Source organism: Paraburkholderia sp. MM6662-R1 (assembly GCF_050436245.1).
Classification (GTDB): domain Bacteria; phylum Pseudomonadota; class Gammaproteobacteria; order Burkholderiales; family Burkholderiaceae; genus Paraburkholderia; species Paraburkholderia tuberum.
This window is the reverse complement of the sequence record NZ_JBNDLV010000003.1, coordinates 25,851-47,512: the sequence shown is the minus strand read 5'-3', so window position 1 is coordinate 47,512 and position 21,662 is coordinate 25,851. Positions and strand designations below refer to the sequence as shown.

The 21,662-nt window shown below is 63.9% G+C and carries 25 protein-coding genes and 1 pseudogene; 17 read left to right on the top strand and 9 right to left on the bottom strand.

Annotated elements, in window-relative coordinates:
* Positions 1-160 precede the first annotated feature (160 nt).
* Both OKW39_RS22855 and OKW39_RS22850 read left to right on the top strand, forming a co-directional pair.
* On the top strand, positions 161-340 hold the full coding sequence (locus OKW39_RS22855; RefSeq protein WP_429563759.1) for a hypothetical protein: 180 nt from the start codon (positions 161-163) through the stop codon (positions 338-340).
* 251 nt (positions 341-591) lie between these two features.
* Positions 592-1,066, top strand: a pseudogene (locus tag OKW39_RS22850) (LysE family translocator).
* On the opposite strand, the gene OKW39_RS22845 reads toward OKW39_RS22850, so the two are convergent.
* Positions 1,067-1,486 carry a PPC domain-containing DNA-binding protein gene (locus OKW39_RS22845; protein WP_429332556.1) on the bottom strand — a complete coding sequence of 140 codons (420 nt, stop codon included), beginning with the start codon at positions 1,484-1,486 and terminating at the stop codon, positions 1,067-1,069.
* 156 nt (positions 1,487-1,642) lie between these two features.
* On the opposite strand from OKW39_RS22845, the gene OKW39_RS22840 reads away from it, so the two are divergent.
* From OKW39_RS22840 to OKW39_RS22820, 5 genes are all read left to right on the top strand, one after another.
* Positions 1,643-2,095: a MarR family winged helix-turn-helix transcriptional regulator gene (locus tag OKW39_RS22840; RefSeq protein ID WP_090810567.1), complete on the top strand. Its 453-nt coding sequence runs from the start codon at positions 1,643-1,645 to the stop codon at positions 2,093-2,095.
* Positions 2,096-2,182: 87 nt separating this feature from the next.
* Entirely contained in the window at positions 2,183-2,512 is a 330-nt protein-coding gene (locus OKW39_RS22835; RefSeq protein ID WP_429563758.1) for a hypothetical protein, read from the top strand.
* A 122-nt stretch (positions 2,513-2,634) separates the two neighbouring features.
* On the top strand, positions 2,635-2,970 hold the full coding sequence (locus tag OKW39_RS22830) for an ArsR/SmtB family transcription factor (protein WP_429332558.1): 336 nt from the start codon (positions 2,635-2,637) through the stop codon (positions 2,968-2,970).
* Complete coding sequence (locus OKW39_RS22825; protein WP_429332559.1) at positions 2,963-3,442, top strand: SRPBCC family protein; 480 nt, start codon at positions 2,963-2,965, stop codon at positions 3,440-3,442. The genes OKW39_RS22830 and OKW39_RS22825 overlap by 8 nt, the downstream gene beginning before the upstream one ends.
* 141 nt (positions 3,443-3,583) lie before the next feature.
* Positions 3,584-4,012: a VOC family protein gene (locus tag OKW39_RS22820; protein ID WP_429332560.1), complete on the top strand. Its 429-nt coding sequence runs from the start codon at positions 3,584-3,586 to the stop codon at positions 4,010-4,012.
* A 119-nt stretch (positions 4,013-4,131) separates the two neighbouring features.
* Here the strand turns inward: OKW39_RS22820 and OKW39_RS22815 are convergent, their stop codons facing one another.
* From OKW39_RS22815 to OKW39_RS22805, 3 genes are all read right to left on the bottom strand, one after another.
* Positions 4,132-4,416: a hypothetical protein gene (locus OKW39_RS22815; RefSeq protein WP_090810575.1), complete on the bottom strand. Its 285-nt coding sequence runs from the start codon at positions 4,414-4,416 to the stop codon at positions 4,132-4,134.
* A gap of 236 nt (positions 4,417-4,652) precedes the next feature.
* Positions 4,653-4,979 (bottom strand): DUF190 domain-containing protein, encoded by a 327-nt coding sequence (locus tag OKW39_RS22810; protein ID WP_090811812.1) that lies wholly within the window; start codon positions 4,977-4,979, stop codon positions 4,653-4,655.
* Positions 4,980-5,233: 254 nt separating this feature from the next.
* Positions 5,234-6,016: an ABC transporter substrate-binding protein gene (locus tag OKW39_RS22805; protein WP_429563757.1), complete on the bottom strand. Its 783-nt coding sequence runs from the start codon at positions 6,014-6,016 to the stop codon at positions 5,234-5,236.
* 435 nt (positions 6,017-6,451) lie between these two features.
* Between OKW39_RS22805 and OKW39_RS22800 the strand changes: the two genes are divergently transcribed.
* The 7 genes from OKW39_RS22800 to OKW39_RS22770 are packed head-to-tail and all read left to right on the top strand — an operon-like array spanning position 6,452 to position 12,007.
* Positions 6,452-6,979, top strand: coding sequence for a Na+/H+ antiporter subunit E (locus OKW39_RS22800; RefSeq protein ID WP_429360298.1), 528 nt, complete (start codon positions 6,452-6,454; stop codon positions 6,977-6,979).
* Complete coding sequence (locus OKW39_RS22795; protein ID WP_090810581.1) at positions 6,972-7,232, top strand: monovalent cation/H+ antiporter complex subunit F; 261 nt, start codon at positions 6,972-6,974, stop codon at positions 7,230-7,232. The genes OKW39_RS22800 and OKW39_RS22795 overlap by 8 nt, the downstream gene beginning before the upstream one ends.
* Before the next feature lie 3 nt (positions 7,233-7,235).
* Positions 7,236-7,478, top strand: a complete 243-nt coding sequence (locus tag OKW39_RS22790; protein WP_018422732.1) for a hydrogenase subunit MbhD domain-containing protein — start codon at positions 7,236-7,238, stop codon at positions 7,476-7,478.
* A 3-nt stretch (positions 7,479-7,481) separates the two neighbouring features.
* On the top strand, positions 7,482-7,826 hold the full coding sequence (gene mnhG / locus OKW39_RS22785; RefSeq protein WP_090810583.1) for a monovalent cation/H(+) antiporter subunit G: 345 nt from the start codon (positions 7,482-7,484) through the stop codon (positions 7,824-7,826).
* On the top strand, positions 7,823-8,527 hold the full coding sequence (locus OKW39_RS22780; RefSeq protein WP_184059171.1) for a Na(+)/H(+) antiporter subunit B: 705 nt from the start codon (positions 7,823-7,825) through the stop codon (positions 8,525-8,527). The genes mnhG and OKW39_RS22780 overlap by 4 nt, the downstream gene beginning before the upstream one ends.
* 16 nt (positions 8,528-8,543) lie before the next feature.
* Positions 8,544-8,918 carry a sodium:proton antiporter gene (locus OKW39_RS22775; RefSeq protein ID WP_429563756.1) on the top strand — a complete coding sequence of 125 codons (375 nt, stop codon included), beginning with the start codon at positions 8,544-8,546 and terminating at the stop codon, positions 8,916-8,918.
* Positions 8,912-12,007 carry a complex I subunit 5 family protein gene (locus OKW39_RS22770; RefSeq protein ID WP_429563755.1) on the top strand — a complete coding sequence of 1,032 codons (3,096 nt, stop codon included), beginning with the start codon at positions 8,912-8,914 and terminating at the stop codon, positions 12,005-12,007. Before OKW39_RS22775 ends, OKW39_RS22770 begins: the two co-directional genes overlap by 7 nt.
* An 89-nt stretch (positions 12,008-12,096) precedes the next feature.
* Here the strand turns inward: OKW39_RS22770 and OKW39_RS22765 are convergent, their stop codons facing one another.
* The 5 genes from OKW39_RS22765 to OKW39_RS22745 all read right to left on the bottom strand — a co-directional run bounded on the left by OKW39_RS22765 (position 12,097) and on the right by OKW39_RS22745 (position 19,362).
* The gene (locus OKW39_RS22765; RefSeq protein ID WP_429354803.1) at positions 12,097-12,768 is read right to left on the bottom strand and encodes a hypothetical protein; all 672 of its coding nucleotides are present in this window, start codon (positions 12,766-12,768) and stop codon (positions 12,097-12,099) included.
* A gap of 27 nt (positions 12,769-12,795) precedes the next feature.
* A complete protein-coding gene (locus OKW39_RS22760) occupies positions 12,796-14,295 on the bottom strand; it encodes a cytochrome-c peroxidase (protein ID WP_429563754.1) in 1,500 nt (499 codons plus the stop codon).
* A gap of 121 nt (positions 14,296-14,416) precedes the next feature.
* Entirely contained in the window at positions 14,417-16,831 is a 2,415-nt protein-coding gene (locus OKW39_RS22755; RefSeq protein ID WP_429563753.1) for an alkaline phosphatase family protein, read from the bottom strand.
* 612 nt (positions 16,832-17,443) lie between these two features.
* Positions 17,444-18,118 carry a glutamine cyclotransferase gene (locus OKW39_RS22750; RefSeq protein ID WP_429360288.1) on the bottom strand — a complete coding sequence of 225 codons (675 nt, stop codon included), beginning with the start codon at positions 18,116-18,118 and terminating at the stop codon, positions 17,444-17,446.
* Between the two features lie 14 nt (positions 18,119-18,132).
* Positions 18,133-19,362 carry a helix-turn-helix domain-containing protein gene (locus tag OKW39_RS22745; RefSeq protein WP_429563752.1) on the bottom strand — a complete coding sequence of 410 codons (1,230 nt, stop codon included), beginning with the start codon at positions 19,360-19,362 and terminating at the stop codon, positions 18,133-18,135.
* 167 nt (positions 19,363-19,529) lie between these two features.
* On the opposite strand from OKW39_RS22745, the gene OKW39_RS22740 reads away from it, so the two are divergent.
* The 3 genes from OKW39_RS22740 (at position 19,530) to OKW39_RS22730 (ending at position 21,588) form a co-directional block, all read left to right on the top strand.
* Complete coding sequence (locus tag OKW39_RS22740) at positions 19,530-20,294, top strand: DUF899 domain-containing protein (protein ID WP_429360284.1); 765 nt, start codon at positions 19,530-19,532, stop codon at positions 20,292-20,294.
* Positions 20,291-21,124 (top strand): DUF2182 domain-containing protein, encoded by an 834-nt coding sequence (locus tag OKW39_RS22735; RefSeq protein ID WP_429563751.1) that lies wholly within the window; start codon positions 20,291-20,293, stop codon positions 21,122-21,124. Before OKW39_RS22740 ends, OKW39_RS22735 begins: the two co-directional genes overlap by 4 nt.
* A 197-nt stretch (positions 21,125-21,321) precedes the next feature.
* On the top strand, positions 21,322-21,588 hold the full coding sequence (locus tag OKW39_RS22730; protein WP_018422720.1) for a DUF4148 domain-containing protein: 267 nt from the start codon (positions 21,322-21,324) through the stop codon (positions 21,586-21,588).
* Positions 21,589-21,662 lie beyond the last annotated feature (74 nt).

Sequence of the window (21,662 nt, the reverse complement as noted above, 5' to 3'; positions counted from 1 at the left end):
CCACAGAGATGAATCAACATGGCTGAAAAAGTTACATCGACGCAATCCGCGATGACACAGGCCGCGCTCCAGGCGATGACGGCGAACTGCGCCGGCTCGTTCAGCGTTGGCGGCGCGCTGGTCGATGATAACGGGGCTCGCGCCATTTCTGAAGGAAGCGGTGGCCGAAGACCTGAAGAACGGCGGCACGGGGCACGCGGTCGCGATGCTCGACAACCGCGGCTATCTGCTGCTCTGTGTCTGCCGCGCGTCGAGGGGCTGTCGAAAATTCGGCGCGCCTTTCTCGAAGTCACGCGCGGCTATGCAGCAAGCTGCTGACGACGCTGCCGCCGCTTTATAGTCAATCGATCAAGGTCAGGCCGGTGCAGGTGACGGATCAGACCTTGATTCATTCACTGGGATGACGCCTGGTGGTATTCGACTACCGACCGGCGAAACGGCACGGGCTGCGATAGCCCGTGCCGTTTTTTATGCTTGCCGACTCGCGAAAAATCATGCGCGGAATCGAATCAGGTTCACAGCGCATGCGCGTCGAATGGATCACCCCAACCCTAAAAAGACCTTAACACCTCGGCCCGCCACGGAGGATTCATCTTGCATTCCGTCAAGTTCCTGCTTGCGCTTGCGGGCGTCCTGTTGCTAAGCGTCGCGAGCCCGGGACCCAACTTTCTGATCGTCGATCTGGCTCGGCATCAAGATGATCGTGACCGCGCGGCGGCCGTTGTCCGCGGACGTCGGCAGCACCGCGTCCGGCTGGGCTGCGACGAAGAAAGGCTATTTCGTCAGCATGACGAACCCGAAGTCGATCGCGTTCTACGGCAGCATCTTTGCGTTGATGGTGCCCGCGCATGCGCCGTTGTGGCTCGATATCGCGGTCGTGGCGCTGTCGATCGGCATTTCGTGCGCGTGGTACTGCGCGATGGCGTTGCTCGCCTCGCATCCGTCGGTTCGGCGCAAGGCCGGGCTGGATACGGCAGCGGGTGTGCTGTTGGTGGGGGTCGGCGGGCGGATGTTGGCGGGGCGTTCAGCGACTACCGGCGCGCGAAGCGATAGCGCCTTTGCGTGATCAGGCGGAGCCGGACTGCGGAGCGCCGCCGCCGCGAATCACGAGTTCCATAAAACCCGTCTGCGGATCAGCCTCCCGCGCGAACGAATAGCCCGGAACCGACACGAGCAACAACTCGACGGTCGTGCGTACCGTGCAGCCGCGCGCCACATGACCGCCGAATACCTGCCCGCGCGCATCCGCGATCGACATGTGCAGATGAGCGCCATCGGGCGAGACGGAGCCTGCGAGGGTCAATATTTCGAGGTCGCCGCGAATTTCCGTCGGCGCTTGCGCGCCAGCGAACCTCAATGCCGCAACGTGGAGGCTGCCGATGCCCTGGACGACGAAGGCCGCTTGCAGGTCGCGTTGACGAAACGCGTCTTCGACGGCGACGCGAAGGTCGTCGCCGGGCGCGAGTCGGAGGGGATGGACTTGCATGCCTGGGCCGGTTGAGACGCGGTGGACTCGGGGATTATGCGTGAATGAGGAAGTATCTCACAGGCGCTTGTTTATGCTGGGTTCGTGCGGACTCGACGGCGAAAATATATTCAGTTTATATGTACAGTTAAACTGTACATATGCTATGTTTTCGGCATGTCACGACAATCACCGTCTTCCCAATCTACCGATCTAGCCGCCCTTGCGGGCGAACTGCGCATTGCCGTGAGCAAACTGGTTCGCCGCGCGCGAGAACATTCGCAATCGAGCGACTTTACGTCGGCGCAGAAGTCGGTGCTGTTTCATCTGGAGCGCGACGGCCCAGCCACAGTTTCCGCGCTAGCGCGAGCGCAGCGCGTAAAGCCCCAGTCCATGCGCATTACCGTTGCCGGTCTGGAGACGCTGGGCGTCGTCAAAGGCGAAGCGGATCCAACCGACGGACGCAAAACTCTTATCCATCTCACCCCCACGTTCAGACGAACGCTCAAGGCAAGTCGGGCGGCCAAAGAGGACTGGCTGATCGGTGCCTTGCAAGCGCAGCTATCGCCGCGAGAACAGGCCACGCTCGCCGCCGCGGTGGAACTGCTGCAGCGGCTCGCTGACTCCTGAACGTTTGCAGGTACTTCATCCGAACCGGCGTCGAAACGGGCACAGCCCGCTACCTCATCGATTTACTCGATTCAAGGAGCAACTGAAATGGATTGGCCGCATGTCGTCTCTTATTTTTTCGGCGGTGTCCTGTTCGCGAATGCCGTGCCGCATTTCGTCAGCGGTGTGATGGGCGAGCCGTTTCAGAGCCCGTTCGCGAAGCCGTCCGGAAAAGGGCTGTCGTCATCGACCGTCAATGTACTGTGGGGCTTCTTCAATATGGTCGTCGGCTATCTTCTGGTTTTTCGTGTTGGCGACTTTCGGGTCGAGGCAACGGGTGATGCCGTGCCATTCGGCCTCGGTATCCTGGCGATGGGCATGCTCTGTGCGCGGCTGTTCGGTCCTTTGCATGGCGGCAACATGCCGAAACGTACTTGAGCGCCTCCTAAACGATAGTCGGCGCTTGTGTCGAACCTGCGGCATGTCCCTCACGTCGCCTTGACATGCAAGCAATTTCTTGCCTATAGTAAATGCAACAAATTACTTGCCTGTAGCCGTTCATGGCCGAGCGCCCCGACGACACCGACCTGCTATTCAAAGCCCTCGCCGATCCGAGCCGGCGCAAGCTGCTGGATGTGCTGCACGCGCACGACGGCCAGACTCTGAACGACCTGTGCGACCACCTCGACATGACGCGGCAAGGCGTGACCCAGCATCTGGGCCTGCTGGAAGCGGCTAACCTCGTCGTTACCGTACGCAGCGGGCGCGAAAAGTTGCACTTCCTCAATCCGGTGCCGCTGCAGCAGATCTACGAGCGCTGGATTGCCAAGTTCGAAAAGCCGCGCCTGAAGGCGCTCTCGACCCTGAAACGACGCCTGGAGAAAGGCAATGACTAGATCGACGTTCGTCTATGTGACCTATATCCGCACTACGCCGGAACAGTTGTGGTCGGCGCTCACCGACGCGGAGTTCATCAAGCAGTACTGGTTCGGCATGCACTGCGAAAGCGAATGGACAGCGGGCTCGTCGTGGAAACTCGTGTCGAGCGGCGGCCAGATCTTCGACGCGGGCGAGATCGTCGAGGCCGATCCGCCGCGGCGTCTGGTGATCCGCTGGCAGCACCAGATTCGTCCCGAGTTGCAGGCCGAAGGCGATTCGCGCTGCACGATGGCGCTCGAACCGAGCGGAACGGCGGTCAAGTTGACGCTCACGCATACGATCGAGCGCGATCCATCGAAATTCATCGAGGCGGTGTCCGGTGGCTGGCCGAAGATCATGTCCAACCTCAAATCGCTGCTGGAGACAGGCTCGATCGCGTTGCAGGAGGCTTATCCGGCCAATGGCGGGAGTCATGCCGGGAAGGCCTGATGCGCGGATACGCTGTAGAGCATCAGGTGTGTGGCTTCATCGTGGGGCCGATCGATGCATCCCAGGTTCGACAGCCGTCCATCCGCGAGATCACGCTGATAGAATCGTCCGCCCGACCCTCGCCCGTCTCAGGAAATCAGCATGGAAATCCAGCCCTATCTGTTCTTCAATGGCCGTTGTGAGCAAGCCATTGAGTTCTATCGTTCGGCGCTCGGCGCGCAGGAGTTGCTGAAGCTGCGCGCGAAAGACGCGCCGCCCGATCCCGCTCGCCCGGTGGCGCCCGAACACGCCGACAAGATCCTGCACGCGACGCTCGTCATCGGTAACACGCACGTGCTGCTGTCGGATGGCGATTGCCGCGGCGGCAATGCCGTGCATGCGGGCTTCAGCCTGTCGGTCACCGCCGACGACCAGGCGTCCGGCGAAAAATACTTCAACGCGCTGGCGGACGGCGGACAGATCACGATGCCATTCCAGCAGACCTTCTGGACCAGCGGCTTCGGCACGTTAATCGACCGCTTCGGCGTGCCGTGGATGGTCAATGTGCGGCACGAGGAGCCCACGGCATAGCATTGAAGCGGGCCGGCGTTCCATATCACACGCTGCGCGCGGCGTCGCCATGCGCGGGACCGAGAGCAAGCCTGCGCGCATGGAACGGCGACCAATGCGCCGCCGCGCCTAACCGACGCTTACTGCGTCGCGGACGCCGTGCTCGCCGGCGTGCTGTGGACCGACGCGGCGTCGCTCGCGGCGGGCGCTGCGCTCGCCGCCGCGCCCGCCTCGGCGTTCGCACGATTTGCCGCGTCGCTATCGCCCGGTGTGCCGCGCGGGCTCGCCGAATTGCTCATGACACCGCTGCTCGCCTGGCCCGTCGAGATACCGCCATTCTCGGCCGTCCGCTTGCAGCCGGATGCGCCCGCCAGCAACGCAACGGCCGACAGCGCGATCAGCATGTTTGCCGAAACCTGCCGCATGATTCGCTCTCCCTGGGATGACTCGGCTCTTGCAGCGAAGCATGCGCCATGCCCAATAGCCACACCGGGCGCGCGTCTACTCGCGCGCGTACGCGGACCAGGTCGAGCAGGACTACGAGGTGTTCCGCCACGCGTGCCGCAGCGGCAAGCTGGAAGCACGCACCGACTCCGACATGGCGGCCGACTTCGTCGCCTGGACGAGCGAGGCGTGGGGCTTGCCATCGAGGCCCGGTCGTTCAAGCCCCGTCGGCCTCGCCGACGACGCCGAACTCGGCGGTCGTCTTCACGTAGAACAGATGCAAACCCTCCGCGCGCAGTCGATCGAACAGCCGATCGGCTTCGTCGCTCGTCACCGCCATCACGACGGACAACGGCTGATCGGCAAGCTCGAAGAAGTGCGCGGAGTGAATGCGATGATGATGGCCGATGCCTTCGCTAGCCGGGATCAGGGTCGCGCCGCGCAGGCCGAGTTCGCTCGCGAGACGCACGAGCCAGTCGGCAAGCGGCTTGCCATGATGGCTGCGCCCCTGCTGGGTGAAGAACGTGATCTGAAAGCCGTGCATGTCGGTGCCCCCCCAATGCGGATCGCGCCGTGTGCGCAAGGCGATCCGCACGCGAGCCGGTGGCCGCATTGCGCCGTCCCCTGCCCGCTTACTTTTGTAAGCGGAAACCTGCAGCGCCGCGTGAGGCGCCGGTTGCAACCGATTCGGGCATCCCGGCTTGCCGCAGCACGGCTCAGGACGGTCATGACACAAGTTTAGGTGTCGGGCCGCGCGAGTGCCAGGTCGAAACTGCTCACGTGCGGCGCGGCCCCGGCTCACTGACCGTACACGTCGAAATCGAAATACTTTTTCGCAATGCGGTCGTAAGTGCCATCGGCGCGGATCTCGGCAATGGCTTTGTCGATCTTTTCCTGCAGATCGGTATCTTCTTTACGCAAACCAATCGCTGTGCCGCTGCCGAGCGTTTTCGCGTCGTAAAGCGGATTGCCGGCAAATCCGAAGTCCTTGCCGCGCGCGGTGCGCAAAAAGCCGATATCGGCTTCCACCGCGTTTTGCAGTGACGCGTCGATACGGCCGGCAAGCAGATCCGAATACACCAGATCCTGATCCTGATACGGCACGATCGCGGCGCCGGCCGGCTCCCAATACGTCTTCGCGTAGGTTTCCTGAATCGAGCCCTGCTCGACGCCGATGCGCTTGCCCTTCAGCGCCTCCGGCGTCGGCTCGATCGGCGAGCCCTTCTTCGCGACCAGACGCGTCGGAATGCGGAACACCTTCGACGAGAACGCGATCTGCGCCTGGCGCGCGGGCGTCATCGACATCGTCGACAGCACGCCGTCGAATTTGCGGCCTTTCAGCGCGGGAATCATGCCGTCGAACGAATTCTCGATCCACACGCATTTCGCGTTGAGCCGGCGGCAAATCTCATTGCCGAGATCGATATCGAAGCCGACGAGCTTGCCGTCGGCCGCTTTCGATTCGAACGGTGGGTAGCTCGCGTCGACCCCGAACCGCACGGTCGACCAATCCTTGGCGATTGCGCTTCCGGACGAGACGGCCAGCAGCGCAATCGTCAGGGTTGCCAGCATGGCTTTCATGGTTGCTCCTTATTGGTCATTTGAAGAATTCAAACCGCGCGAAACCCGACATTCGACCGGGATCTGGTCGCCGGCGCAAATTCATTAAAAAAATCAATTTATGCAGCGCGCGCATAGATTGGTGACAAGACTTCCAGATTCCGATCAGTCACAGGTGATTAAAAAACGGTACGGCGCCGCTTAGAGATTCAACGTCGCGTCTTATCGCGGCAACGCAGTCTGTTTCAAAATAAATGCGCGCGGATCGGCGTCGGCTTTTCGCGCGCCATTTTATTGAACGGATCGCAATGACAGTAATTCACTCGATGAGCAGCCGATAAGCGCCGCGCGGATTGACGCACACAAAACGACCACCAGCGGACAACCGTGCGCCGGTTGCTTTGCCATAAGTTGTCACTTAGAATTTTCCGCAAGGCCTCCTGAGGAACCGATGACATGGCTGCGAACAACGGAAAACCGGTGTCGTCGTTCGTTCCTCGGGGAATGCCTGGCCTCTGGGTCGTCCTGTTCGTCATCTGGATGATCGCCAATGCATCGCTCGCCGTCGAACCCGCACTCGTCGGTCTCGTCATTACCTTCGTCATCGCGCGTGTCTTCGTATCGTCGAGCGAAGCATGGCAGCGCCTACGTCTAACGCCAGGCGCACCGTATCACTTCGCCGCGTATAGCGCGACCTTCGTCGTCGAGCTCGTGCGCGCCAATCTGAACGTGATGGCGCTGGTGTACTCGCCGCGTATCGACATCAAGCCGGGCATCGTCAAGGTTCGCACGCGCCTCCAAACACCGCTTGGCCGTCTCGCGCTCGCCAATTCGATTGCGCTCACGCCGGGCTCGCTCGTCATGGATATTCGGGACGACATACTATTCATTCACTGGCTCGACGTGAAGACGACCGATATCGACGCAGCGACCGAGGCACTCGTCGCACCGTTCGAAAAGCATCTGGAGAAAGTCTTTGGCTGAGATCATGCTCCGGATCGCCGCCGTGCTGATCTTCTTCGCGATCCTGTTCGGCGTGATCCGTCTCGTGATCGGCAAGACCCTCGTCGACCGCATCGTCGCGATCGACATGCTGACGGTCGTCTCGCTGTCGCTGATCGCGCTGTACGCGCAAGTCTCCGGTCGTTTCGTCTATATCGACGTCGCACTTGTCTATGCACTGCTGAGCTTTCTCGCGGTGCTCGCGATTGCGCGCTTTCTCGAAGGGGGGCTGTGAGCCATGCTCGAACTGCTCCTGCTGCTGATGTGCGCGAGCATCCTCGTGAGCGGCGTACTGGCCGTCTGCCTGAAGAATCTGCTGGCCGCGATGGTGAGCTCGGGGCTCGCGAGCCTGTTCGCCGCGATAGCCTTCCTGCTGCTCGCCGCGCCCGACGTCGCGATGGCCGAAGCCGCGATCGGTTCCGGACTCGCGACCTTCATCTTTCTGTACGCGATCCGCAAAACCGGTTATCAGAAGGGCTAGCGCATGTTCGAACTGATCGGCAGCGTGTTCATCCTGGTGGGCGCCGTCTTTCTGTTCTCCGCCGGCCTCGGGCTGCTGCGCATGCCGGATGCGTATACGCGCATTCAGGCCGGCACCAAGGCGTCGACGCTCGGCAACATGCTCGTGCTGATCGGCCTCGCGTTCTATCACCCGAACTGGACCTTCCGGCTGATCCTGCTGATCTACTTCGTGCTCGTGACCAACCCGGTGTCCTCGCATGCGCTATCTCGCGCCGCCTGGCTGATCCGCACGCCGATGACCTCGTCCACGATCACCGACGCACTCGCCGACGAAGGCGGGCGCACCGCGGGGGAGGCCGAATCATGATGCGTCGCGCGTTTGCGCTGCTGACGGTGCTGCTGTTCGCGGTCGTGTTCTGGCGGCTGGTCGGCGGCTACACCGAACTGCAGGCGCTGCGCCCGCTCGCCTGGTACTACGTCGTCAGAGGGCCGCTCGAACTCGGCGCGCCGAACATCGTGACCGGCATTCTGATCACCTTTCGCGGCTTCGACACACTCGGCGAAGTCGCGGTGCTGTTCATGGTCGCGGCGAGCGTCGGGGTGCTGCTGAAAGAGGAAAGCAACGCGACTTCCGCCGCTGCGGCAGACGAATCCGCGCCCGCGCGCCGCCCAGCCGGCGAGATCGTACATACCGGCAAGCAGGTGCTGCTGCCGATGATCCTCACCTTCGGCGGCTACGTGATCGTCAACGGCCATCTGTCGGCGGGCGGCGGTTTCCAGGGCGGCGCGATCGTCGCGTCCGCCGTGATGCTGATGCTGCTCGCGAGGCCCCGCTCGACGCTGAACGTCGCGCTGCTGAGCGTCGTCGAGTCGCTCGCGGGCGTGATCTACGTGTGCATCGGCATTCTCGGCCTCGTGCTCGCGGGCGGTTTTCTCGACCCGCGCTTTCTGCCGCGCGGCGAGTTCGGCGCGTTCTTCAGCGCCGGCGCGATCCCGCTGATTTCCACGCTGCTCGGCGTCAAGGTCGGCGCGGAGCTGAGTGTCATCATCGACCGGTTCAGAAGCTGAACGAGAAGGAGAGCGCATGAGCACGGGCATCCCGGTTTCGAAGATCCTGCTGATCACGGGCTTCTGCCTTTCCTTGATCGGCCTGTGGGGCATGCTGACCCACCGCAACATCCTGCACATCATCATCGGCTTCGCGGTGATCGACACGGGCCTGCACATCGTGATGGTCGCGACCGGTTACGTCACGGGCGGCACCGCGCCGATCATCGACGCGGCGCTCAGCAAATCCGCCGCCGCGCACCGCGCGATCGATCCGATTCCATCGGCACTCGTCGTCACGGCGATCGTGATCGGGCTATCGGTCACCGCCATCATGCTGTCGTTCGCGATCCGTCTTCATGCCGCCAGAAAGACGCTTTCCATCGACGCCTTCACCGAGTCGAAATGGTAGCCGCGCTGTTTCATCCGCTGCACATCTTCATTCTCGGGCTCGGCGGCGGCTTCGCCATTCCGCTGCTGTACCGGCTCGGCAAGCCATGGCTCACGCTCGGCTTTTTCATCGCGCTGTGCGGCATCGTGCTCGTCTCCGGCGTGTCGTTCTACGGCCTGCTCGACGGCGGCGACACGATCGAGGTGCTGACCGCGGGCGCGCTGCCGCCGGTGTCGATCAATCTGCGCTTCGGCCTGTGGGAAGGCTTCTTCACGTTCAGCGTCAATGTGGTCGCGCTGCTCGGCGCATGGCATCTGTGGGACCGTCTGCGCGGCAACTACGCGGCGTTGCTGCTGTACCTGATTCTGGTGATGGGCATCGACGGCATGGTGATGACTCGCGACCTGTTCAACCTGTTCGTGTTTCTCGAGATCGTGTCGATCGCGACGTACGGCCTGTTCGGGCTCGAGCGCACGCCCGCCGCGCTCGCCGCCGCGTTCAAGTACATCTTTGCGACCGTGATCGCGTCGACGCTCTTTCTGCTCGGCGCGGTGCTGCTCTACTACGTGAGCGGCACGCTGAACATCGACGAACTGCTGTCGCTGCGCGACCAGCTCGGCGGCCCGATCGGCACGACCGCGATCCTGCTCGTGTTCGCGAGTCTCGTGATCGAGCTGAAGCCGTTTCCGGCCAACGGCTGGGGGCTCGACGTCTACGAGACCGCGCCGAGCGGCGTCGGCGCGATGGTATCGGTCGGCGTATCGGCGGGCGTGTTTTTCGCGCTGCTGAAATTGCTGCCGCTGTTCGACGGCCTGCTGACGCTGCTCGCCGTCTCGGGCGGCGTCACGTTCCTGTTTTCGAACCTGCTCGCGATCAAGCAGACGAAGCCGCAACGCTTGCTCGGCTATTCGTCGATCGGGCAGATGGCGCTGTTGATGCTGTCGCTCGCGTTGTTGCGCCAGATCGGCGCGGACGCATCGATCCCGCTCGTCGTCGGCGGGCTCTTCATCAACCATCTGTTCGCGAAGGCGGGGCTGTTCTGGCTGATCGGCGTGCTGCGGCGGCACGGCGACGACGCACGCGCGATCCTGTCGCGCAGCCCGTTGCTGATCGGCCTGCTCGGCCTCTTCCTGGTCGCGATCGCGGGACTGCCGCCATTCCCCGGCTTCTGGGCGAAGTGGGAACTCGTGATGCGCCTGACCGCCGCCGGCAAGCCGTACTGGATCGTATTGATCCTGACCGGCTCGCTGCTCGAAGCGGGTTATATGTTCCACTGGTTCGTGCGCGCGCTGGCTCCGTCCGAGCTCGAGGCCAAAGCCCGGCCGAACATTGCCGCGCTGTTGCCGCTGTTCGGCGTCGCCGTGCTGCTGATCGCGGCGGCCTATATGGCAGCCGTGTTCTCGGGCGTCGTGTCGGCGTGGATCTTCTCGCCGCTCGCGGCGGGTGCGCTGTTCTATGCGGCCGATCGTCTGCCGGGGCGCGTGAAAGGCGTGCTCGCGGTGATCGCGATTGGATTGATCGGCAGTCTGCTCTGCGAGGGCTCGCGCGGTATCGCCGGACTGTTCGCCTGGCTGCTGCTCGCGGGCAGCCTCGTGATCGCAGCGGCGAGTCTCTATCGCGACGACGTGCGCGCCGGCTTCTATCCGATGCTCGTCGTGCTATCGCTGTCGATTCCGGCGCTGCTGCGCTCATCCACCTCGCTCGAGTTCTTCTATAGCTGGGAAATCATCACGCTGTCGTCGTGCTTCCTGATCGCGAAATGCCGGCGCGCGGGACCGCACGTGCTGACCTTCCTGCTGTTTTCGCTGCTGGCTGCGTTCTTCCTGCTGGCGGGCTTCGCCAACGTCGCGGCGATCGACGACACCATCGCGCTGTCGGCGCTGATCCATTCGGGACCGGAGGCGAACCGCGCGTTCGTGCTGCTCGCGGCGGGCTTCCTGATCAAGGCCGGCGCGATCGGCGTGCACGTATGGCTGCCGGGCGCCTACACCGAAGCGGAAGACGACGTGACCGCGATGCTGTCGGCGGTGGTCAGCAAGGTCGCGATGTTCGGCCTGTTGATCGGCACCTATCTGACGATACGCTCCGAGGTCGGCCTCGAACTCGCGCACGCGATGACCTGGATAGGCATGCTGACGGCCCTGTTCGGCGCGCTGATGGCGTTGCGGCAGAACGACTTCAAACGGATGCTTGCGCTGTCGAGCATGAGCCAGACCGGCTATATCGTCGCCGCGATCGGCCTGATGAGCCATCTCGGCTGGGTCACCGCGCTGTATCTGGTCGCCAATCACATGTTTGTGAAGGGCATCCTGTTCCTCGCGCTCGCAGGCGTGATCTCGCGCACCGGCACGCGCAACTTCGCCGATGTGGGCGGCCTCGCGCGCGAGATGCCGCTCACGTTCGCGATGGTCGTGATCGCGCTGGTGTCGATGTCGGGCCTGCCGCCGCTGATGGGCTTCGGCGGCAAATGGCTGCTGCTGAGCGCAATGACCGACAAGGGTTGGTACGGGCTCGCCGTGTGCGGGCTGATCGCGACCTGCGCCGGCTTTCTGTACATGCTGCGCCTGCTGAACGGCGTCTTCCTCAAACCGCGCCCGCCGCAGCGGCCGCAGGTGCGCGAAGCGCCTGTGATGCTGCTGGTGCCGCAGTTGCTGTTCGTGGTCGGTATCGTGGTCCTGTCGTTCTTTCCGAAGGTGTTGCTCGAACCGGTATCGGCCGCGATCGATCCGCAGTTCGCGGCGACACTGGTGTGGGGCGGCATGTCGCTCGAAAGCATCTACGGGTTCTGGAATCCGACGCCGGTCGTGATCGTCGTGCTGATCGTCACGGCGATCGTGTTCGGGCTCGGTGTGCTGTACTACCGCAGCCGCCGCGGCAATGCGCGCAACGCCCCGGATTTTTACCACTTCTACCGGCCGATCCTGAGCCGCACGGTGCCGCCGGTCGCGCAGATGTTCTGGCGCGGCATATCGCACTTCGCGCTCGTGGCGGCGGCTCGGATACGCCGCGTCTATACCGGCAACGGGCAGACCTACGCGCTCTATGTGCTGCTGTATTTTCTCGCGATCTATTTTGCGAGCACGGGGCTGAGTCCAGCGAGGACGCCGTAAGGGTGCACCTGGGGTCCTGGAGCCGCGGCATGGACCGGCCCACGTGCGGGAACGATCGCCTTGGAGCAAGGCGTCGGCGAACTCAACGATCATCGAACGAGATATTCTTCCGCTACCCAGCCGTCCTTGGTCAAGCGCACGCCTTCGCGCAGTTGCATGGTGCCCGCGCCTTCGATCACGCGCGCCACCATGGGAAACACTCGCTGGAACTCGGGAGTCCTGGCAAAAGGCGCCGGGTCGATCTTATAGGTGTAGAGCACCGAGGTCCTGGTCTCGCCGTCGTGAGTCTGGGGCGGCTCCCAGCCCACCACCTTGTCCAGGGTCAGCGTGGCCACGCAAAAATCGGCGTCGTGCGTGACCGTCTTGCCGGGCGTCGCCACCACCACAGGCTTGTGCAGGTAGAACTGCTTGCCTTCGTCGGTCAGCACATACTCGCGTCCCGGCGCCTCGATCCTGGCCCCGTCCTCGCCTGTGCGCTCGACCGTCATGACGGTGCTCTTGACGAGGCCCAGCTTTTCCATCACCGGCAATTGCAGCGCATCGCGGGAATGCGTGACCACGATATCCTGATCGGCCACGTGGATGGGCCAATCGTATTTCGCCACGCACAGGTGGCCGCGATCGGCCAGGTAGTGCGTGATGGTGTTGGTAAAGTTCTCCGCGGTAGGCTCGGCCTTGTTCTGGCAACCGCCCAGCAGGAACGACGCCGTCAGGGAAACCGCAATGGCAGTGCCGCGCACCGGATTCGAAAAATGCATCATCGTGGATAGTTCAAGTATTGAAAAAGATCAATTCACGCAGCTACCGCTCGTGGGCTGGGTCGCGGGAGGCTGGTAGCCGTCGCTCAAAGTATTCAGGAAGCAGATCACGTCCTGCACGTCCTGATCCGACAGTTGCGGCGCCGAATGGACAGCACGCGGCTGCGCACCGTTCAACGCGGTGGTGCCGCCCGCGTCGGTCTGGCCCTGCCCCAGCGGCAGTTCCTCGTCGATATTGCCCTGGTAGGCGGCCGGCAGATCGTTGAACATGTTCACCGTCGCGCCCGCTGCATAGGTGGGTTGCAGCGCATAGCTCGGGTTGCTGGTCAGCTTGGTCGAATCGCCACCCGTGGACGGATACCAGTACTCGGGGTTGGTGTCGCGCGTGTTGTAGAAGCGCACCACCTGCTCCAGCGAGTGGAACACGCCGTTGTGGAAGAAGGCGTTGCGCGCGGCGACGTTGCGCAGCGTCGGCACCTTGAAGCGGCCGCAATACGGATCCGGGTTGTTCACGCCCGTAAAGGGGTCCGGGCCGGCGCCGCTGGTGGCCGAAAGCGGCGTGTGGCTGTCATAGCTGCCGTTATTGATCGGGCCGCACAGCCCCATGTCGTAGTAGCTCGCGTTCAGGTTGGCCGCGATGGGGTTCGGATTGTCCGGGATCGACGTGTCGTTGCGCGGCGCACCGATCGCCTGATAGGTGAAGTCGGTCCCCAGCGCGTTCGAGCCGTTGAAGTTGGCGCCCATGAAATGGCAGGCCACGCAGCCGGCCCCGTGATCGGTATCGTTGAACAGGTTCATCCCGCGCAATTCGGCCGGCGTCAACGTGCCGCCGATCTTGTTGTTCGCATACAGGTCGAACTTGCTGGAATACGGCGCAAAGCTTGGGTCCTCATTCTGGTAGGCCTGCAGCGCGAGTCCGATGTCCTGGAACGCCGTGTCCGTATCGCCAAATACGGCCGGGCCGTACACCGCCGTGAACTGTGCGGCATACGAGGAGCTCTTTACCGCCTGCACCACCGCGTCCTTGGAGGCGTTGTTCATCTCGATGGGATTGAGCAGGGGCAGCGCCACCTGGTCGGCCAGCGTCTTGCCGCGGCCGTCCCACATGAATCCGCCGCCCGGCGCGTTCGTCGTGATGCCGTCCGGGTTCGAGGCGTTGTCGTCGTAGGCGGGCGTCATGGCCTTGTAGCGCAGCGAGGGAACCGCGCGCTGGCCTTCCGATACGCCATCGGAACCCAGCTGCACCGCCAGGCTGTTGGGCGGGCCGTAGGCATACGCCGGATCGTGGCAGCTCGCGCATGCCTGGTTCTTGCCGCCGGACAGGTTCTTGTCGAAGAACATTTGCTGACCGATCTGGGCCGCAGCGCTCAGCTTGCTCGTGGGCGCCGACCCCGTGGAGCCCGTGGAGCCCGTGGAGCCCGTGGAGCCCGTGCCTGCGTCCGTCGAAGCAGACTGTGACGAGCCCCCGCCCCCGCAAGCGGCCAGTGTCGACAAGATGACATACAGCGCCCCCGCATAAACCTTGCGCATCGCTACTCCCCCGCTTTGTTCGATAAAACAGCTTGCGGGGGAGCGGCCGAACCGCTCCCCCGCGCAGGCTACTGCCTGATGAATGGCACGCTTGCGCGTGCTTACCGTTTAGTGCTTTTTATTACTTCGTCGCCCACAGGTTCTTCTGGGTCGCGTCCGGACCAACTTGCGCCGGATCGCTCACGTCACCCGTCTGGAACTTCTGCGTGTAGCCGGCCGGAATCACGTAGGCGTGGTTCATCGGACGAACCGCATCGTAGTGCGTGTCGGCGCTGCCAGCGTACTCAGGCAGGTTGGCGATGTTCTGCGCAATGTACGACTCCGTGTACTTCGAACGGTTGGCGTACGAGGTCGGAACAGCCGGGTCGGCCAGCTGGAACATGTCCTGCACCGTGCGCACGAACGAGAAGTGGCTGTACGTATCGCTGTCGGCGACGCCCTTCGGCGCGGAGCCCACGTCTTGCTGGTTGGTCATCAGGACGAAGATCGAGTTGCCATGGCCCTTGTTGCCGTTGCCGTACTTCGCCTGAACCGGAGTCCAGCTGCCGTCCGCGTTCTGCATCTGCGTAGCCTTGCCACCCACGTCCCAGCCGCAGCACGAGCTGCCGGCACCGTTGGACGTGCCATTGCCTTCGTCGAACATGACCACGATGGCAACGTTGCGCTGCTTGTTCTGCCACAGCGGCGAGGCCTTGATCTTCTGCACCACGGCGTTGGTGTAGTAGTCGGCGCGGGTCAGCAGCGCGTGAGCCGGAACGGTACCCGAGGCGGTCGCGCTGTCCTTACAGGTGCCGTCGCTGCCGGTGCCGTGCAGGTCATCACACTGGTCAGGCATGATGAAGTTCAGGGTGCCGACGTCGCCCTTGGCCAGGTCGGTGCTGAACTGGTCGACGTTGTAGCCGGTCGGAACCTTGTAGAGCGTGGTGTTGGTCAGGTCGGCCGCGTTCGTGTAGTACTGGGTACCGAAGATCGTGCGGTTGTTCGCGAAGAACTCCGGCTGGTTACGCACGTTCTGATAGGCCATGCCCGGATGGTGCTTGGTCTTGTAGAGCGAACCGGGCATGGCGAACGGCGTGCCCGTCACGGTGATGCTACCGTCCGTCTGGTTGTAGGCCTGCGATACACCCGTGTCACCGAGGCTGTCGGCGCGCGGATCCTGACCCGGGTTCATGGATTCGCTGTAGGTACGCCACGTCAGGCCCGCGCTCGAAATCTGCGTGAACAGGTTCGGCGCGTTCATGATGTTGTGGTTGGCGACGGAACCGGTGCCGTCCGTCGAGCACGCCTTGTTGGCGGCCGCCGTGTAATTGGACAGCAGCGATCCAACGGCCACGGTGGCGCCGCCGGCGGTGGTACCGATGATCGGGTCGTTCGGCGTCAGCGCGACGTGGGACGGCAGGGGCTGGCCGTCGGAAGCCGTGCCGCCGGCGAAAGCCTTGTCCGTCGGGGCGTTGGCGCCGGTCGCGGCGCAACCCCACCAGTTGTCGTCGCCGATACCGAAGTCGTCGGCGCCGCCCAGGGCGGTGTAGTTCGGCTCGGACGGGCTGCCGGTCGCGAAGTAGGTCGAGAAGTAGTTGCCGTTGGTGATCATCGAGTTGACCGCCGGCATGTACGCCGAACCCTTGACGCGATTCGTGCTGCTGTTCTCCAGCATGATCACGAAGACGTTGTCGTAACGCGGAATCGCTTCGACGTTGAACGCAGCCTGCTGGGCTTGTGCGAAGGTGATCGCCTTACGCGTATCCGTCGGAATGGTTTCGCCGGCGGTGATGCCGGAAACGCCGGTCAGGGTGGGGTCGCCACCGGCAACGGCCAGCGCATCGGGGTACTTGTCGCCACGATCGAGCTTCGTGGTGGCGTACGTGTAGCGGTTCGTCAGTGCGTTTTCTTCGAACAGCACCGCGTACTGCTCGGCGCCGGACAGGGTGTTGGCGTCGGCCAGGACGTCGCCGGCGGGAACCGTCACGGAGGCGTTGTTGAATGCCGGGCCGGACAGACGGGTCGACAGATTAGCCTTCTCGGTCGCGTACTTGGTGCCGTTGGCTTCGACGAGGCGCTGCACTTCGCTCGACATCGGGCTGATCACGACTTTGGTGGCGCCCTGGTCGGCGATCTGGTCGGCCGAAGCGCGCAGGATCAGGTGGCTGGCGACCTTGGCGGCCGATGCCGTGTTGGTGGCCGAGGTCGTGATGTCAGCGACGAGCGGACCCGTGGCGGTCGTGGTCAACGAGAAATGGCCGCTGCTGTCGGTCTTCGCGGAGGCTTCGCCGCTGTCGAGCACGCCGTTGCCATTGGCATCGACGAACACGGTGGCGCCAGAGTAGTAGCCGGCCTTCAAGGTCGGGTTGCCGCTCGAGCTGCCCGGGACGAAGGCAGTTGCGGCGACCACGCCCGAGTAAGTCGTGCCGGCGGTCGTGCCACCGTTGTTGTTGCTGGCAGAGGGGCTATCCAAATTTCCGCCGCAAGCTGCGAGCACGCAGGCAGCGGCAACGGACGTTAGACAAAGCGCTGGGCGCATTTTGTGATGCGATGACATGTGGGGACCCTTTGTTAGTTGTATCGGCAACCGCTTGTGTGGGGCAAGACTTAGTAAAACAAGCGAAATAATATGAAGGGTTTGTGTAAAACGTATGTCTGCCAACGGTAAGGATTAGAGTGTGAACCTGGCTTGGTTCTGGTCACATCTTCTCGAAAAGCCGCAATGCACGGGCAAGCAACGAAGACGAAAATAAAGCTGAGAACCAACCGTCGTAGTTGTTGCAGGTGCAGCGAAAATGCTCTCAATTCCCCGCTACTATTGAAAAACACTCGGAATGCTTCGCGTGTGCGGTGCAGCATCCGAGTGTGTTGCGGTTTGGACTTTCGAGTACCGGGTGGTGGCGCATGCGCCGCGTCGGTGGGTCTGATGCGAGCACTGGTGGGGCGAGGCTGAAGAAGCGAGATGACGGGACCGCTATCCGGCGGCGGCTGAGTGCTTTGCCGCGGCCTGCTAGAAGTCGCTGCAGGCGGCCCGCGTATGGGGAGTAGTCTCGCGATAAGAGTAACGCAATGGAATACTTCGTTTACCAACGATGACTTACGTTATCGGCGAGTACAAGTAAGCCAAATACCAGCGCCGATAACGAGAACGCGCTGCTTGCATGACGAATCACTCGCTCGTCGAATCGACCGGCAATTGCGAGTCGCTCTCTCGCACGGGACGCTGCACGGCGCGAACGAGCCCGCTGCTGCCGCCTCCACAGAAGAACAGATCCGCGCCGTTCGATTCGAGTCCGGAAATGCCCGCGCCGGCCGGCATCTCGACGCGCTCGAGCACCTCGCCGCTGCGCGGATCGAGATGCCGCAGCTCGCTCTCGTCACCTTCCCACGTGCCATGCCATAGCTCTCCGTCGACCCACGTGATCCCGGTCACGAAGCGATTCGATTCGATCGTGCGCAGCACCGCGCCGGTGTCCGGATCGACCTGATAGATTTTTCGTTCGGGATACTGACCGACCCATAGCGAACCTTCGGCCCATGTCAGCCCCGACTGGCCGCCGTCGCCGGGCGCCGCGATCGTCGACAGCACGCGGCCGCTCTGCGGGTCGATCTTCTGGATGCGGCCGTGCGCGATCTGGAACAGGTGTTCGCCGTCGAAGGCCGTGCCCGCGTCGGCGGGCACCGCGATCGAGCGCAGCGTCTCGCCGCTCGCCGGATCGAACGCGTCGAGCCGTTCGCCGGTCGCGATCCACACCTGTCGGCCGTCGTAGGTGACGCCATGCACTTTATCGACGCCCGTAAAGGGCCCATATTCACGGACGATTCTGGCGGCAGAGCGGTTCATGGTGGCCATCCTAATCATGAAGGGAACGGGGAAGGGAGTAACAAAGCCGTCGCGAATCCGGCCAGCGGCGGCGTCATCCAGCGGCGCGCGCGCCCCTCGCCCAGTGGCTGCACCTTGCCGGCCGCGGCGAGCGAGTCGAGTGAGCGCTGCACGGTGCGCTGACTCGCGCCGAGCACGAGGGCAAGCGCGGAACTCGACCACGCTTGGCCATCCGACAGAAACGCAAGCAGCGCCGCATGCTCGCCTTCGACCGGCGGCGCCAGCACGACGACCTCGCGGGCGTGACGCGGCGCGAGCGCGAAGCCGCGCGTCGTCGCGCTGACGCTCGCGAGCGTGCCGAGCGCCGTGCGCAGCCGGCCGATCTCGACGCGCAGCCGCGCGCGATGCGATTCGTCGGCGCGTTTGGCGCGGAACGCCCGGGCGACGAGCGCGTCGCGCGGCACGTCGTCGGGCCATGCCTCGCCGAGCATGCGGGCAAGCGCAAACAGCACCGGTCGGCTCGCGAGCGCAACCGCCGCGTTCGCATCGCGGATCGCGTAGCGGCAAGCGTCGACGATCAACGCGCCGCCAGCGCGATTCGAGGTCAACAGCTTCTCGACTTCATCGAGCAGGATCGGTTCTTCTTCGCCATGCGCGATCATGCGCGCCGCCGGTTTGCCCAGTGCCACCGACGCGCTTTCGACTTCCGCGATCAACGCCGGAATGCCGGCCTCGCGTGCCGCGCGTCCGGCCCGCGCCAGCGCGGCACGGGCGGCGCCGCTGCGCAAACGCCGCAGCGCGACTCCCGCGACCACCAGTTCATGCGCGGCACGCAGTGCGGGCGGAAACGGCCGGGGATCGAGCGCGGCAAGCTTGCGCTCCGCTTCGTCGAGACGGCCGATCAGCAGCAGACGCCGCGCCGCGAGATACCGCGCATGCGCGGCATTGACGCGATCGCCGTACGCGTCGAGCATGGCGGTCGCGGCGTCGAGTGTCTTGGCGGGCCACCCGAGATCGCGCGACGCGAGCGCGATCTCCGCTTCGGCGACCACGCATCTCGCGCGCGCCACCGCATGCTGCGCGCCGAACGCGCGCGCGGCGTCGCGCACCAGCGCCTTTGCGCGCCCGAAATCGCCGAGCTGCGCCATCGCGATGCCGCGCAGCGCGAGCGCCGGCGCGTCGTCGCGTAACGCGACGTGGTCGAGCGCGCCAAGCGGATCGCCGGCCGCGAGCGCGCGCGCCGCCGCCGAAATCAGCGCGTCCACGGCGTGCGAGTCCGCGCGTAGCACGTCAATGCATCAAGCGAATCCCGCCACACTTGTCACTCCCACCCGATCGATGCCCGGCCCTAATCTAGCACGACCATCAACCGTCACCGACGCCGTCGGGCAAGGGCTCGCGCGGCGCGGCACGACTCACGGAGGTACCCACGATGACTACGCATCCGATCGGAACACGCGAACAGTGGCTCGCCGCGCGACGCGCGCTGCTCGACGCGGAAAAAGCCCACACGCGACAAGGCGACGAGCTCGCGCGGCAACGTCAGGCGCTGCCGTGGGTCAGGGTCGACAAGGCCTACCGCTTCGATACCGACCAAGGCAGCGCGTCGCTCGCCGATCTGTTCAAAGGACGTTCGCAGCTGCTCGTCTACCACTTCATGTTCGGCCCCGACTACAAGGCGGGCTGCCCGTCATGCTCGTCGATCGCGGACGGCTTCGCCGGCTTCGCCGTGCATCTCGCGCATCACGACGTGATGCTGACGGCGGTGTCGCGCGCGCCGCTCGACAAGCTGCAGACGTACAAGCAGCGCATGGGCTGGACGTTTCCATGGGCGTCGTCGGCCGGCGGCGATTTCAATTTCGACTTCAACGTCTCGTTCACCGAGACACAGCAGCGCGATGGCAATATCGAGTACAACTACGCACGCAACAGTCACGCGATGGACGTGAGTCCCGCGCCCGAACCGGTCGCGCAGTTCGCGGCGACCTGCGGCACCGACGCGGCCACCTATTCGCGCGACCGGCCAGGCATGAGCGCCTTCGTGCTCGAAGACGGCGTCGTCTATCACACGTACTCGACTTACGCGCGCGGTGTCGATGCGCTGTGGGGCATGTACCAGTGGCTCGATCGCGCGCCGAAGGGGCGCAACGAGACGGGCATCTGGTGGCGCCGTCACGACGAGTACGAGCCGTCATGAGCCCGCTCGTGCGCGCTGTCTGCACGAGCGGGCAGCGCCTTGCCACACGGCGCGCGACGCGCTCATCGCAGCGCGTGTTCGTCGGCGTCTGCGTGCTGATGTTCGCCGCGAGCGTCGCGGCGACATTGGCCCACGGCGCGTCGATGGCGGCGATGGGCGCGTTGCCGATGCCCGGCGGCTGGTCGATGTCGACGCTGTGGATGCCGACCTGCGGGCGCACGTGGGCCCGCGCCGCGGCATCGTTCATCGGCATGTGGATCGTGATGATGGCGGCGATGATGCTGCCGTCGTTGATGCCGACGCTGCTGCGCTATCGCGACGCGATCGGCTCGCGCGCAAGTGCGCAGCGACTGGCCCTGCTGACGATGCTCGTGAGTGGCGCGTATGCGGTCGTATGGACGGTGCTCGGCATGGCCGTGTTTGCACTGGGCGCGTCGTTCGCGGCGCTCGAGTTGCGGTGGCCAGCGCTCGCGCGTTCGACGCCGCTGGCGGTCAGCGTGGTCGTATTGCTCGCGGGCGCGTTGCAGTTCAGCACATGGAAAGCCCGCCGCCTCGCCTGCAGCCGCACGACACCCAGCCTTCCCGCCGATGCGCCGAGCGCGTGGAGATACGGTCTGCGCATCGGCATCGATTGCGCCGGTTGCTGCGGGGGTCTCACGGCAATTCTGCTGGTCGTCGGCATGACGGATTTGCGCTTGATGGTCGCCGTGACGGCCGCCATTACGGCCGAGCGACTTGCGCCGGACGGCGCACTCGTCGCCCGGGCGAGCGGCGCCATAGCCGTCGCCGGCGCGGGCTTGCTGCTCGTCCAGGCCCTATCAGCCGGCTGACTCATGCGCGCCAGCCGTCGCGGATCGCTTCGCAAATCGACGCTCGACGGCCTTGCTGTCTCATTATTGTTTTGGTTTCGGAAACAGTGAGTTCAGAAATTAGGTATTTACCTAATTTCCGCTCCCTCTAGACTGTCATCACTGCTGCAAACAAACGGTTTCGCAGCCTAACAAGACAAAACCTGGAGGTAGTAAAAATGAAATCGCTCGTTCAAGCTGTCGTTATCGCCGCTACCCTCGCTGCTCCGGTTGCCGTTTTCGCTCAATCGAACCAGCCGCTGACCCGCGCGCAAGTCCGTGAAGAGCTGGCTCAGATCGAAAAGGCCGGCTACAATCCGGCACGTTCGAACCCGAACGAATATCCGTCGAACATTCAGGCTGCCGAAGCGCGCGTCGCGGCGCAAAACAGCGCGGTCGGCGGCGTGACCAGCGGTTCGTCGCAGCAAGGTCACGCAGCGCAGTAAGGCGTTGCAGGTTGGAAAGTTGCTGTTGATGTAGCTGTACCTGCCGGAGCGCTCGGCTTAGCGCTCTCGCAGCT